Raw genomic sequence first — 14,138 nt, 5'->3', positions numbered from 1 at the left:
ACATGCATAGTGATACTTAACTATTTTAGTGTTGTTTTTGCTTCCGTCTCTATAAAAGGGCCTTCTTTTATTTCTAATAAAAGCGCCTTTTCTGATATACATTCAACACTATGTATATCCCCAGGTAAAAACTCTACTGTAAATGAGTCCTGTTCATCACCAACTAAAAACGAATTTGTTACAACCCCCTCAAAGTTGTGGATATTTACTCTTACTAGTCCGAACTTAACTATGACATTTCCCATTGGTGGGGCTTTTCATGATAATGCGGCTCGACATAACTTCCGCAAACTAGGGCAATATACAAACGCTGAACTTTATCTTCATAAGTTTTATGCAAGTTTAAATGAGCACGCTTTCTTAACGAGCTTTCTGCCGACTTGAAAAGAGCATCAATCTGCGCTGTTTTAACTAATTGCATGTTTTTGTAACCTATTAGTAAGCTGATTTGCAATATTACACACAGAAAACTCCTTTTGAAGAAGCTGATATGCATTACAGCCAGCTTGAGATCTTAAGCTTGCGTTTTTGTATAATAAAATAGCATTGTTCAATAGCTCTTCGTCTTCACCATTTACGCTAATGCAGCCAGCTTCATTCTCATTAACCAATTCCAGTAAATCATTATTTGAGTTTACACTCCCCAAAATCGGCTTCGATTCCACCATGTATCCTAATAGCTTTCCGGGGAAGTTATGAGCTGTATGCTTGGCGGATAAAGAAAACAATCCTATATCGATTTCAGTTAAAATCTCTTTAAAGCGCTCTTGGTTTACTGACTCCAGTAATGTGAAGTTTGATAGTTCCCATTGATGTGCAAGCCTTTGTACTAAATCGAACTCATCGCCCTGCCCTACAAAGAGAAAATGAGCATTTTTATAGGTTTTCATCCCTTTGGCTAAACGCATCAGATTAGCCATATCTTGCGCATGGCCAATATTACCGCCATAGAAATAGATAATTTTGTCTTCTAACCCTAATTCAGCTCTTATCGACTTACTTTTACCTAAGTGACTTGAAGGCTGCAGTTTAGACCAGTTTCGCAGTATCTCTGTACGAAATACCTGTGTATTAAAAGATTCAAAAACCTCTAAATTTTTTTCAGACATTAATCCAATAGTGTCTGCTGCATTATAGTTAAACTTTTCAAAAATTCGGAAATACCTATCAAGAGCAGACCCTTTTTTGATCATTCCTGCGTCAATAACCCATTGTGGGAATAAATCCCTTAATATTAGGTATGAGGTGCATCTACATTTTTGTTTAAGCTTTCTCACTAGCTCCCCAAAAAAAATTGAGGGAGAGTAATATATGACACCATCAAACTGTTCTGGTGCAACTTCATCTTTTATAGCAGCCCATGCATTGTATGAAAGTAAGGTTTCATTGATAGCTCTTTGAAACTTATTGACATCCTTGATGGGGCCCGATCTAAAGCGCCATACATTTACATCATCAATACGGCTTTTAATTAGCTTCTCTTTCTGCCCAGTTGATGGTGTGATAACAGTTACATTATGCCCTAAGTTAATTAACTCTAGAGCAAGTTCATGAAACATTTTAGCGCCAACACGAGTACTATCGGGCAAATAATCGTCAATAATTAATGCTAAATTCATTAATATTTTTTCCACACAACTCTATTGACGTAATCGGTATAACTAATAATTGTTCTGAGAACTTTTTCAGAAATATTTGGAGCAATATAGTCTTGTACTTTATTTATTAGCCTTTGCTCTCCACGAGGTTGTGTAGTCAATATTTCGATTGCTTGCAATATTCGGTCTATATTCATCCCTGTGAACATAACAGCTCCTTCCTCAAAGCCCTCAGGACGCTCTTGGGCATCACGAATATTTATAGCAGGGAAATTCAATATCGATGACTCTTCTGTTATTGTACCACTGTCACTTAAAACTACCTTTGCTTCGGTCTGAAGTCTTACGTAATCACTAAAGCCAAGCGGCTTTAAAAGCTGTACTAAGGGATGAAATTTAAGGTTCAATAAATCAATTTTCTTCCTAGTTCTAGGGTGCGTAGATACAATAATTGGATACTGATATTTTTCAGCAATCTTATTTAAGGCCTGAACATAGTTATGAAGGTTTAGCTCTGAGTCGATATTTTCTTCTCTGTGAACACTAACAACAAAGTATTCGCAAGAAGTTAAGTTTAACTTGTCTAGTATTTCTGAGCGAGAGATTTTATCTTTATAGCGATTTAGTACCTCGTCCATCGGACTCCCTGTTTTTACAATCAGGTCAGGCTTAAGTCCTTCAGCTAAAAGGTACTCTCTTGCAATATCCGTATAAGGCATGTTTACGTCAGATATATGATCAACTATTTTACGATTGATTTCTTCAGGTACACGTAAGTCAAAGCAACGGTTTCCAGCCTCCATATGGAATATTGGAATTTTTTTACGCTTTGCAGGTATAGCGGCCATTGCACTGTTAGTATCTCCTAAAATAAGCATTGCATCGGGGTTTACCTCTGCAAACATTGCATCTGATTTACTTATCACTTGTGCCATAGTTTCTGCAGCAGTGGCCCCAGCACACTCTAAAAATATATCTGGTGCTCTTATACCTAAATCTTCAAAAAATATTTGGTTTAATTCATAGTCATAATTTTGGCCAGTGTGTACTAAAATGTGCTCACAAAACTCATCCAACTTAGCTATTGTGCAAGATAAACGAATAATCTCTGGGCGAGTACCTACTACTGTAACTACTTTTAACTTTTTCATCCTTTATACCTTTTTACATAATCTCTGTGCATATAATCGATCAGATCACTCCATGAAGGCGGAGTAAATTTCGTTAACACTCTAAATTTGTTAGAATTTAAAGAGCGATCTATAACTAAAGTTTGAGATTCGCCTATCGAAATACTTTTAGCATATTTAATAGCAATAAGTTTGAGCAGTTCAAATTTGTTGATTGGTTCTGCAGATAAGTGAAGTAAACCTCTTATATTTGGGTTTGGAAAAACAAACTCAGCTAAAAGCTTTGCTATATAACAAGTGGGCAAACCAGAAAAAACCGCTTTAGAAAACCCTTTGGTCTTACCTTCTTGAGAAAGGAACCAGTCAACTAAACTAACCGCTGAATTCAACTCATGGCCAATTATTGAGGTTCGCAAAGTCAAATGCCCTGAATAGTCAACTTCACCTAAACATTTTGACTTACCATATAGGTCCCGAGCATCAGGTAAACACTCTTCAGTATACAGACCTTTGTCTCCCGCAAACACGCAATCTGTAGAGAAGTGAATTAATTTTGCTTTGTTTTTGTCGCATATATTTGCCAACTCGTGAGGCAGCAGTGCATTGATTGCTACAGCTTCGGTATGCTGCTTTGCAATGTCATGCTGTTTAATTAGCCCAACGCAATTGATGACTATATCGGGGCCCACTTCTGATATGGCTTTTTCGACTGAGGTAATGTCGTTAACATCAACACCTGAAATTAATTGCTGTATGAAACCTTCAAAGAATTTTTCTTTCCCCTTAAGAGTTCTAACAGTCCCATATACGTCTAGGTTTGCGTACTCACTTAAATTTGTAAATAAGCTATACCCAAGCATACCTGTTGCGCCAATAACTAAAACCTTCATTATTAAACACCCTCAGGCACTATTATATTTCCTGATTCAATTTCACACATAAAATCAAGCTTGCGAAGTAATTGTTTCATACCTTCAACATCTAAGCGTTCAGTATTATGAGAGTTATAGTCATCAACTTTTGATAGGTCACAATCGCCTTTATCGAAGAATTTGGAATAATTTAAGTCTCGGTTATCTGCAGGCACTCTAAAGTACCGGCCTTGATCTTCGGCCACAAACATCTCTTCGCTGCTACACAGTGCTTCATACAACTTTTCACCATGACGAGTGCCTATTACATTAACTGTATGATTAGGCTTATTTAGCATTTCTAATAGTGCGGTTACTAAAGTTTCAATCGTAGCCGCGGGCGCCTTCTGAACAAAAATATCTCCATTATGGCCATTTTCGAAAGCATGCAACACTAAGTCAACTGCATCGTCTAAAGTCATCATAAAGCGGGTCATGGTAGGGTCAGTAATTGTGATTGGTTCATCATTAACTACTTGACGTATAAATAAAGGTATAACTGAGCCTCGAGAGGCCATAACATTACCATAACGGGTACAACAGATAGTTGTATTGGTGTGCTCTAGGTTACGGCTTTTAGCTACAATAACTTTTTCCATCATCGCTTTTGAAATGCCCATCGCATTTATAGGGTAAACCGCTTTATCAGTACTGAGGCAAACAACTCTTTCAACATTATGAGCTATTGCAGCTTCGAGTACATTTTCCGTACCTAAAACATTGGTTTTAACCGCTTCTAAAGGATAAAACTCACACGATGGGACTTGTTTTAATGCTGCAGCATGGTAAACATAGTCAACACCACGCATTGCATTTGACACACTTTGGCTATCACGAACGTCGCCAATATAAAATTTCAATTTATCTGAATTAAAGAATTTACGCATGTCATCTTGCTTTTTTTCATCTCTTGAAAAAATACGGATTTCTTTTACGTCCGTGCTTAAAAAGCGACGCAATACTGCGTTTCCGAATGAACCTGTACCACCCGTGATTAATAAAACTTTACCTGTAAACATACATAAGACCCAATTATTCAAACATTTTATTTATAGAAGCCACATTGCTTTGTAAAATAGCATTGCAGTATTGGTATACACTTTGTGATTGACGATTAAACTCCGAACCATCAAGTAAAAGTGCTTTATTTATTTCTTCAGCATATTGGTCTATACACTGATGATATACAACGCACCCGCCGTTACTTTGGACATCTGTCCACGGCGTATTTTCAGAAATTAAAACCAAGTTAGAGTGCATCATAGCTTCAACAATCGCATGCCCATAATTTTCATTTAGTGTTGGCAAAATAAACATGTGGCTTTTGAATAATTCCTCAGCTACTTGTTTACGATTTATTGCACCAATAAAATTAACTTTAATATTACTGGGTAGATTATTAATTTTAGCTTTACACTTCTCCCAGTAAGCATCATCGTCAACCTGCCCAGCGACGGTAAAAATGACGGAGCCGATTTTAACTTTAGAAAGAGCCTCCAAAGCAATTAACAAGTTTTTTTTAGGAGAAATGCGCGATAAAAATGTTAAATTAAGTTCACCAACGGCTTTCTCTTTATAAATATAATCAGGCAGGTCACCATGCATATTAGGTACAAGTAAACTTTTCGACTTACCTATAAAATTCAAACTTTCTTCTTTTTCTTGAGGTGATGTAAAGTGAAAAGTTATATTGTTTTTTAAACCAAAAAATCTAAAAAAATATAAATACACTTTCTTTTTTAATTTTTTTATACTCATAGCCCCATTAGTCAACTCTCCTCGAGGAGCCAATATAAATGATTCAGTTTTTAGAAAGCCTAACTTGTACAAAATAACAAACTGTATTGCATACCTGTAATTAAAAAAACTATTTACGTAGATCGTATTATACTTTCTTCCTTTAAAAACACTTAACAACTTTCTGAAAGAATGTTTGCTAGAAGAAGAATAAAAAACATTAGCTTTTTCATATTTATTATTCCACGAATCTATTTCCACATTATTAAAGGGCGATTCCTCACCTAAATCTCTATCAGCAGTAAATACATCAAAAATATATTTATCTTTTAATAAACGAATTAAATTTGTAGCACTTCTAACCGGTCCACCCGATTTATAGGCAGGGTAAAAGGAGGGAAAAACAAATAACTTTCTTTTTGTCAAAGGAAACTCTCTAGTAAAAACATTAAAATTAGTTGTATTTGTAAGACTTAAATCTGCCAGAAAACAAAACTATTAAAGCAAACAAAATTAATGCATGTGCATAATAAATATAAGCAATAACCCAACCATGCCATAACACAATCACGACATATATAGAGGTCAATTGACTTATAGCTCCATCCCCATAGAGTGTTTTTGACATAGTGACAGTAAGCATAAGTAAAATGGCGACAAGCAAGTATACTATCATAGAACTAGGTCCGCCGATAATTGCAAAACCTAAAAAGCCAATATTAGCATTCCAATCTGTGGAGCCACTCAAAAAATAGGCAAAAATATATTGTAGTGAATACTGAGCTTTCTCAGAATACAAAAAATAATTTTCTTCAATAAACTTATATATAAAATAAAGCTTTTGAGGGTATATAAAACCAACAGAGTTAGCGAACGATGAAATAATATGGTTATTTTCTATAATATATGAATTACTAGATATCATTTCAAAGCGTGAAAAAGCTCCTTTTAAAAAGAACATATAAGTATCAAGAAATGACATATCATCTGTTTTATATGTGGCAAATGCTTCAGCTAGCTCGCTACCTTCGCCAGAGCTTAAGTTTCGGTTATAAGCGAGTAATACATATTTAATAAAACGAATAAATGGAGATAGTAGTATGCCCAAAAACAGTAATAGTAATACTCTTTTTTTATGAGCTGTATAACTGGCCCACAACAAAAATATAAAAATTAAATTCGCCGTTGCTCCACTCAAAATTGAAGTCAAAACAAAAATGGGAAGCGTAATGTTATACATTTTTGATTTTACATGATAAAAACAGTAAATATATATTAATACTAAAAAGCCTGGCTGTAACAAAGCATACCCATAAAGTATAGCTTTACTAACTTTCAATTGACTTTCATCTACACCTGATACTCCGACACTAAAAACTGCGACGCAAAGAAAGTAAAATAATGTAATGGCGAGAAAAATGCTATCTAGCATAAAGCTCGACTTTAGTTTGATTTTGGCCTTAATAGGTATTTTAGATACGTATTTACAAAAAGTTAGCAGCAGCCATAACGATGAAATTATCGCCAGTAAACCAAGTACTAGATTATCTATAGAGACCGTACCGTATTTCTCTTTAAAATCACCTAATAAAGGATTACCGAAAGCATAATATATAAAAAATAAAAGGTTAAAGAATATATATAGCCCGCATATGAGGCGAAAACCAAAAGTAGACATTTTAGTAAATCTTTAAGCGCTTTGCTATTTTATGCAATCTTCTAACCAGTTTAAAACCATATAAGCGCTCTTTGATTATCCATTTAGCTGAGCTAGGTGTTAAGAGCGTTTTTAAAGTGGATGGTGTAATCAATATATGCTCATCCACGCAGTATACAGGTTTCTGTGTTCTCTCAAATATGACTTTAGCTTGTTGAAGAGAGCTTTCGTAGAAAATCTTTGTCTTAGACTTTTTGTAAATATCAGACTTATGCTTATAGTAGTCTTGCTGCTCTAAGCGCTCTTTTTTACTGCTTATGTTTAGCATTTCAAGGCGGTTGTATTGAATATTATTCTTGGCTAACCATGCCTCAGTTTGCGGTCTATATTTTTCAAGCCTATTCGTCACTAAAGTGTCAATTTTAAATAAAGGGAGGTAAAGAGGCTTTGCACTATCTAAGAATTCAGAATACTTTTCTCCGTCATCATTCTGACTTTCCAGAGGATCTTCACAAAGTACACCATCAATATCGAAGCAAGCATCCTCAACTATGCCGTGATACATAGCATTCCATTCAAAAATTCTCGGTGAAGGAACGATATCGAGTATGAAGTCAATATCATTATTTTTTTGAACCCCATAGACGGCTAAAAACTTTACTTCACCTATTTTTTCTTGCGGTATCTGTTTTTTTACTTCTTCTATAGAATCCCCAGAGTTAATGCTATCATCAACTATAAGTACTTTTTTAGCGTTGTAAGCACTAGAAACATTACTAGAAGGCTTTCTTGTTCTACCGTGCTTTACTTGACTATCAGCTAAGTATTCAGAAATAGTCATAAGTGGTAAGTTCAATTTAAGGGCAATAATAGAAGCCGGCAGCATACCACTTCTAGGTATACCTACGATGAGGTCAAAATTTTCACTTTTCAACACTGATATGTTTTTACTTATATCAATATTTAAATCTTTTATACTTTTAAAATTCATCTAATTCACTATTTAAAAAGGTTTAGTAATTTTTTATAAACTAATTTTGGTAAACTGGCTAAAACAAAAACGAATGACTTGGTTACAAGCAGTTGTAGCAATTCTATAACTTGTGAGGGACTACTCGACGCTGCTAAACCTCCTTTTACATAATATGCAAAAGGTTGTACCAAAAATTCACTACCTTTATAGCCCTTAAGTTTGTTGTGAAAAGAAGGCAAAGCCTTGACCATTTTTACACTATATTTGTACCTTTGCTCTTTAGCTTTTTGGGAGTCAGTCCACGAATTTTCAGTGTTTCTCCTGTAGACACATGTTATTTCTGGTAAGAATACAACCTCGCCAACTATTGCTAAGTAGCTTTGAATAAAAAAATCACCAATAGGCCAACTCTTAGCGTTTTCAATAATAAACGGTGTATAGGATGATTTTATAAATAGAGACGCAGTGGGCATATACCCCCCACGGTTTACAATAGCGTACTCACTAGAAATAATTTTTCTAACTGAGTAAGGTTGACATATTACTTGTTCTTTACGAGTTACCTCATCAATTTCTTTTGCAGCGGTAAAGCACAAAGATGCTTTAGGGTACTTTGCACAAGCTTGGTACTGTTTTTCAAGTTTATCGATATCAACCCAATAATCATCACCTTCACATAAAGCTATATATGGGCTTTTAGCAACTTTTAAACAGTTAACAATAGGCTTGCACATATATTGAGAAAATTGATTCTCTGAAGCAATTATTGGCTTTATAAGACGCGGGTATAAAGATTTATATTTTTCAATAATAGCCACACTGGCATCGCTAGAAACATCGTCATGAATTATAATTTCGATTGCGAATGTTGTTCGCTGTAACAAAAAGCTTTTTATTGTTTCTTCAATATAACGCTCTTGATTGAATACTATACATACAATCGAAACAGTTAAATCTTTAATAGCCCAAGAGTCGATAATTTCATCTTCTGTTCTTAGCCCACTCCTATTAATTATATTTTCATCCATTTGTATTTTTCATCGCTTTTAAATTCAAAACTTCTTTTTTTACGCTTTGTATAACAACACTATTTAATAGTAAGTTAATTAATAGAAAAAGTCCTATATATAAGAAACCTGCAATCACAAAACTGAAGGATAAAAATTCAGTAATAACAACACAACTTATACTAATTAATAACTGCTGCATAAACGGATAAAACTGAGAGTAGAAGCTTAACTTTATCTCGATTGATACAAACCACATATTTAATAAAACAGAAAAGAAACTAGCAATAAATAAAAGATATAAATAGCCTTCTATTCCCCATATAAACAGTCCAAAGAATGATAGAGACACTAATACTTTTTTTAAGATTTCTAACTTTAGAAATGCTTTAGAGTTTCCTCGACTACTTAGTACATTAACGAGTAAGGCACTTAATGGATATGCAAAACTGCTCAGCAGCAGAAGCTTAAGTAACTCTACTGAGGGTAACCACTTTTCGGTGAATAGGAAAACTATTATTTCTTGAGATTCTATATATAGCAATCCCAACAGCATAAAAACAATAAAGCATAAAATATGGAATATACTTAGTACCACTTCTCTTACTTTTTCGGTGCTATTTTGTATTTTGCTCAACGCAGGGAATAATACAGATATTAAGCTACCAGAAGTGTACGTTATTAAAAGCGTATTAAACTGCTTCGCTCTTTGAAAGTAACCAAGAGTAGCTATTGGTAATATTTTACCTATAATCAGATAGTCTAGACGAGTGAATATCGCATCTATTAAACCGGAAAGAAAAATCCTAAAACCAAAAACCCATAATTTTTTTAGAGCCTTTAAAGAGAAAGCAAAATGGGGCGTCCACCCACTCGATAAAAGTATGGTTATATTATAAATAATAGCCTGTATCAGTATTTGGTAAATCAAACTCCAAACACCAACCCCCTGGTAAGCCAGAAAAATTCCTACAGCGCCTCCAATTATTGAAGAAAGTAGCAATACCTTAGAAATCACGGAATATTTAAGATCTTTTCGAAGAATAGTTGTAGGCACACTTCCTATGGCGTTAATAATAAATAGAAAGCTTGTTACCTCAAAAATACCTTCCAGCTTTTTGACAGAGTAAAAATCTGCGAGCTGCCCAGCCATTAAAAAGACAGATAACGTAATTGTAGCTGCTATAAATAAGTTAAAAAGAAAAACTGATGAGAAATGAATTGGTAAAACTCGTTTCTTTTGTATCAGTGCAGTGCCTAAACCTATATCTATAAATACTTGCGCTATACTTGTAACAACCATAACCATAGCAATTAAGCCGAAGTCATCCGGAGTCAGTAACCTTGCTAAAAATATGGTTGTTAAGAATGTAATACCTTGCGTAGAAACTTTTCCCATTACATCCCATAAAAAAGCATTTATCCCTTTACTTTTAAGCTCATTCATCGTTTTTTTTCAGCTTAGCGAGTAGCTTTTTCTCAAGGGTGTATAATTGCACAGATCTTTTTTTAATTTGCTTTAGCGGGTTACCTGCATATATATAGTCCGGTTCACAATCTTTTTTAACTACAGAATGAGCACCTATAGCAGCGCCGTGATGGAGAGTTACACCTGGTAGGATGAGCGAGCCAGAACCAATAATAACATGCTTACCAACCACAACAGGTGCATGAGTCACATTTAAAAAGTCGCTTGGCACCATAGGGTTTGTCATGAAGTCGCCTGAGTAATCATCATTGCTGCTATAAATGCTTACGCGAGAAGATATATTGCAGAAATCAGATAAGGTTACTTTACCCGCACCAATTATAGATGTGTATACAGCTATATGTATGAAATCACCGACCTCGATTCCACCTTCGCCAGCTGAAAGAACAGTAAAATCATCAATTCTAACGTTATTCCCAATAGAAATTTTATCAATGCCATAAAAACTTGCTTTATCTGAAATAAAGATGTTTTCTCCTAAAGATTTAAAGCCCATCTCAAGTAAGTGCTGCCTAGTCAAAATACCCATGTTTAATGACCTAACACTGTTTTAATTTCACTCGTAACCCTCAATACTTCGTCTTCACTAAGATAGTAGTGTAGAGGTAAACATAAAACGCTATTCGCGATTTTGTGGCTATTAGGGCAACCAAAACTCTTCGTTTCTGGGTAGGCAGTATCCAATGATGGAGTAAAATATCTACGGCACTGAATTTCATGTTTCTCTAAATGATTTATAACAGTTTCTAGAACTCTTTCTTCTTCTATATAAATACAGATGTACGCTCCGTTTATGCTGGCATTACTGTGCCATTCAACTAACTTAACAACATCTTTAAGTTCGTTTCGATATAAGTTAAATAATTGAGTACGTTTGGATACGATCATTTCAATATCATCAAGTAGAACAAGCCCGACAGCGCATTGGTATTCGTTCAACTTAGCATTTATACCAGGGTTCCCTAAGCTACCAGTATCAGAAATACCAAAATTGATAAGCTTTTTCGCTTCTTCATAATCAGCGCGCTTCTTAAAGACAATCGCTCCGCCTTCAACAGTATGAAAAAGTTTAGTAGCGTGAAAACTTAACGTACTTGCGTCGCCAAACTTTAAAACTGAATCGTTTTTTATTTTCACGTCAAAGGCGTGTGCGGCATCATAAATTACTTTTTTATTATTTAGTTTTGCAATTTGCTCAATGGCTAAAACGTCACAGGGGTTACCGTATACATGTGTTGCTATAATACTATCAAACTTATTGTCTTTTTTTATTGATTGCGCCAAGGACTTCGGGCATAAATTAAAGCTATTAGCGTCAATATCACTAAAGGCAACCTCTATCCCTTGCCATAGCAAAGCGCTTGTTGTGGCAACAAAACTAAACGGAGTTGTAATGGCAGCCTTAACATTGAGCACCTTACAGGCAACTTGAATGGCCAAAGTACCATTTGAGACGAGCAATAAATTCTTTACACCAAGATAGCTCTCAAGCCGCCTTGTTAGCTCCTCGTGTAATGGTCCAAAATTTGTGTACCATCCTCGTTGGTTTACCTTCCCTAAGTATGTAGTTAGTTTTTCTAAGTTAGGCTCTAATGGCTTATTCAATGCTATTTTCATAACTTATCCGTGATGATATCCATTAAATATTGACCATAACTGTTTTTAGACATTAATCTTGCTCTAGTAAGAACATCCTCTTTAGAAATCCATCCTTGATTAAAAGCTATCTCTTCTAAACACGCCACCTTAAAGCCCTGCCTTTTTTCAATAGTTTCTACAAACTGTGCAGCTTCAAGAAGACTTTCATGCGTGCCAGTATCCAACCACGCAAACCCTCTACCAAGCATTTCAACATTTAACTTAGTTTTTTCTAAATACATCTCATTAAGACAGGTAATTTCTAACTCCCCTCTTTGTGATGGTTTAATAGTTTTTGCTATTTGAACAACAGAGTTATCGTAAAAGTATAACCCTGTAACAGCATAATTAGATTTTGGGCTTTCTGGTTTCTCTTCAATAGAAATTGCTTTTTGCTCAGAGTTAAATTCAACAACACCAAATCGCTCTGGATCCTTCACCTGATAACCAAAAACTGTTGCGCCTTGATTATTTTTAGCATTTAAAACAGCATGCTTTAATTTAGGACTAAAGCCCTGACCATAGAATATGTTGTCACCTAAGACTAGGCAGACATCATCTTCGCCAATAAACTCTTCGCCTAAAATAAAGGCCTGCGCTAGCCCTTCAGGCTCCGGTTGAATAGTATAATTGAGCTTAATACCGAATTGTGAGCCATCGCCTAATAGGCGTTTAAACGAGTCGCTATCTTCTTTGGTTGTAATAATTAAAATTTCATGAATACCAGCCAACATAAGTACTGACAATGGGTAATAAATCATCGGTTTATCATAAATAGGCAGTAGTTGCTTAGATACACCCATTGTAATTGGGTACAAGCGAGTGCCTGACCCGCCAGCTAAAATTATTCCTTTCATTAAATTGTGCTCCTATCTATATTTCGCCGAGTCGTTCACGCTGGTAAGAGCCACTCTGAACATTTTCGCACCATTGCTGATTAGACAAATACCACTCTATTGTTTTACGAAGCCCTGTTTCAAATGTTTCTATGGGCTCCCAATTCAGCTTTTTACCCATTTTCGATGAATCAATCGCGTAGCGTCTATCATGCCCTGGACGGTCTGCTACAAATATAATTTGATCTTCATACTTGGTTGGTTTTGGAACTAACCTATCTAATATATTACAAATAGTTTTTACCACCTCGATATTCTGCTTTTCATTGTGGCCGCCTATGTTGTAAGTTTCTCCAACAACACCTTCGGTAACAACCTTATATAAAGCACGTGCATGGTCTTCTACATATAACCAATCACGTATCTGGTCGCCTTTACCATAAATAGGTAAGCTTTTACCTTCCAATGCATTAAGTATGACTAAAGGGATTAGCTTTTCAGGGAAGTGATATGGCCCATAGTTGTTTGAGCAATTAGTAATAATAGTAGGGAAACTATATGTACGATTCCATGCTCGAACTAAATGGTCACTCGACGCTTTACTTGCAGAATAAGGACTACTTGGCGCGTAAGAGGTATTTTCAGTAAATAAAGGAAGCTCACCTTCTTGCTCATCAGGATGAGGAAGATCTCCATAAACCTCATCAGTGGAAATATGATGAAACCTAAACGCTTTCTTTTCCTCATCATCCAGTGTGTTCCAGTACTCTCGAGCCACTTCTAATAGATTGTAAGTACCTACAATATTAGTTTGTATAAATTCTGCAGGACCTGTGATTGAACGATCAACATGACTTTCAGCCGCCAAGTGCATTACTGCGTCTGGTTTATGTGATTTAAAAACACGCTCGAGTTCAGCACGATTACATATATCAACGTGCTCAAATGTATACCTTTCGTTTTTTTCAACTGCATTAAGAGACTGCAGGTTCCCCGCATATGTTAACTTATCTACATTTACCACTTCATCTTGAGTATGGCTTAAAATATATCGGACCACTGCAGAACCAATAAAACCAGCACCGCCTGTAACTAAAACTCTCAAATCTAAACCCTTTTATATAAACAAGTACGACACCTTTGATAGGCGTTTATAAATAAC

The 14,138-nt window shown here is 35.4% G+C and carries 15 protein-coding genes; all 15 read right to left on the bottom strand.

The window, feature by feature from the left end; translation table 11 throughout:
• Window positions 1-20 precede the first annotated feature (20 nt).
• Genes PSI06_RS11570 through rfbB form a run of 15 tightly spaced genes read right to left on the bottom strand, consistent with a single transcriptional unit; the run spans window position 21 to window position 14,081 of the window.
• Window positions 21-245, bottom strand: coding sequence for a hypothetical protein (locus tag PSI06_RS11570; RefSeq protein WP_273603400.1), 225 nt, complete (start codon window positions 243-245; stop codon window positions 21-23).
• The gene (locus PSI06_RS11565; protein WP_273603399.1) at window positions 230-421 is read right to left on the bottom strand and encodes a WbuC family cupin fold metalloprotein; all 192 of its coding nucleotides are present in this window, start codon (window positions 419-421) and stop codon (window positions 230-232) included. Before PSI06_RS11565 ends, PSI06_RS11570 begins: the two co-directional genes overlap by 16 nt.
• Window positions 408-1,634 (bottom strand): glycosyltransferase family 4 protein, encoded by a 1,227-nt coding sequence (locus PSI06_RS11560; RefSeq protein ID WP_273603398.1) that lies wholly within the window; start codon window positions 1,632-1,634, stop codon window positions 408-410. Before PSI06_RS11560 ends, PSI06_RS11565 begins: the two co-directional genes overlap by 14 nt.
• Window positions 1,619-2,749 carry a non-hydrolyzing UDP-N-acetylglucosamine 2-epimerase gene (gene wecB, locus PSI06_RS11555; RefSeq protein ID WP_273603397.1) on the bottom strand — a complete coding sequence of 377 codons (1,131 nt, stop codon included), beginning with the start codon at window positions 2,747-2,749 and terminating at the stop codon, window positions 1,619-1,621. The genes PSI06_RS11560 and wecB overlap by 16 nt, the downstream gene beginning before the upstream one ends.
• The gene (locus tag PSI06_RS11550) at window positions 2,746-3,618 is read right to left on the bottom strand and encodes a dTDP-4-dehydrorhamnose reductase family protein (protein WP_273603396.1); all 873 of its coding nucleotides are present in this window, start codon (window positions 3,616-3,618) and stop codon (window positions 2,746-2,748) included. Before PSI06_RS11550 ends, wecB begins: the two co-directional genes overlap by 4 nt.
• Before the next feature lie 2 nt (window positions 3,619-3,620).
• On the bottom strand, window positions 3,621-4,658 hold the full coding sequence (locus PSI06_RS11545) for a polysaccharide biosynthesis protein (protein ID WP_273603395.1): 1,038 nt from the start codon (window positions 4,656-4,658) through the stop codon (window positions 3,621-3,623).
• A 13-nt stretch (window positions 4,659-4,671) separates the two neighbouring features.
• Window positions 4,672-5,802 (bottom strand): glycosyltransferase, encoded by a 1,131-nt coding sequence (locus tag PSI06_RS11540; RefSeq protein WP_273603394.1) that lies wholly within the window; start codon window positions 5,800-5,802, stop codon window positions 4,672-4,674.
• Window positions 5,803-5,830: 28 nt separating this feature from the next.
• Window positions 5,831-7,054, bottom strand: coding sequence for an oligosaccharide repeat unit polymerase (wzy, locus tag PSI06_RS11535; RefSeq protein WP_273603393.1), 1,224 nt, complete (start codon window positions 7,052-7,054; stop codon window positions 5,831-5,833).
• 1 nt (window position 7,055) lies between these two features.
• The gene (locus tag PSI06_RS11530; protein ID WP_273603392.1) at window positions 7,056-8,024 is read right to left on the bottom strand and encodes a phosphoribosyltransferase family protein; all 969 of its coding nucleotides are present in this window, start codon (window positions 8,022-8,024) and stop codon (window positions 7,056-7,058) included.
• Window positions 8,025-8,032: 8 nt separating this feature from the next.
• Window positions 8,033-9,034, bottom strand: a complete 1,002-nt coding sequence (locus PSI06_RS11525) for a glycosyltransferase (protein ID WP_273603391.1) — start codon at window positions 9,032-9,034, stop codon at window positions 8,033-8,035.
• Window positions 9,027-10,460, bottom strand: a complete 1,434-nt coding sequence (locus PSI06_RS11520; RefSeq protein WP_273603390.1) for a lipopolysaccharide biosynthesis protein — start codon at window positions 10,458-10,460, stop codon at window positions 9,027-9,029. Before PSI06_RS11520 ends, PSI06_RS11525 begins: the two co-directional genes overlap by 8 nt.
• On the bottom strand, window positions 10,453-11,031 hold the full coding sequence (locus PSI06_RS11515) for an acyltransferase (protein ID WP_273603389.1): 579 nt from the start codon (window positions 11,029-11,031) through the stop codon (window positions 10,453-10,455). Before PSI06_RS11515 ends, PSI06_RS11520 begins: the two co-directional genes overlap by 8 nt.
• A 2-nt stretch (window positions 11,032-11,033) precedes the next feature.
• Entirely contained in the window at window positions 11,034-12,119 is a 1,086-nt protein-coding gene (locus PSI06_RS11510; protein ID WP_273603388.1) for a DegT/DnrJ/EryC1/StrS aminotransferase family protein, read from the bottom strand.
• Window positions 12,116-12,997 (bottom strand): glucose-1-phosphate thymidylyltransferase RfbA, encoded by an 882-nt coding sequence (rfbA, locus tag PSI06_RS11505; protein WP_273603387.1) that lies wholly within the window; start codon window positions 12,995-12,997, stop codon window positions 12,116-12,118. Before rfbA ends, PSI06_RS11510 begins: the two co-directional genes overlap by 4 nt.
• Window positions 12,998-13,013: 16 nt before the next feature.
• Window positions 13,014-14,081 carry a dTDP-glucose 4,6-dehydratase gene (rfbB, locus tag PSI06_RS11500; RefSeq protein WP_273603386.1) on the bottom strand — a complete coding sequence of 356 codons (1,068 nt, stop codon included), beginning with the start codon at window positions 14,079-14,081 and terminating at the stop codon, window positions 13,014-13,016.
• Window positions 14,082-14,138 lie beyond the last annotated feature (57 nt).

It is taken from the genome of Pseudoalteromonas sp. GABNS16E, from assembly GCF_028598715.1.
GTDB classification, from domain to species: Bacteria; Pseudomonadota; Gammaproteobacteria; order Enterobacterales; family Alteromonadaceae; genus Pseudoalteromonas; species Pseudoalteromonas atlantica.
The sequence above is the reverse complement of the archived record's forward strand: the minus strand, read 5'-3'. Positions and strand labels throughout refer to the sequence as shown.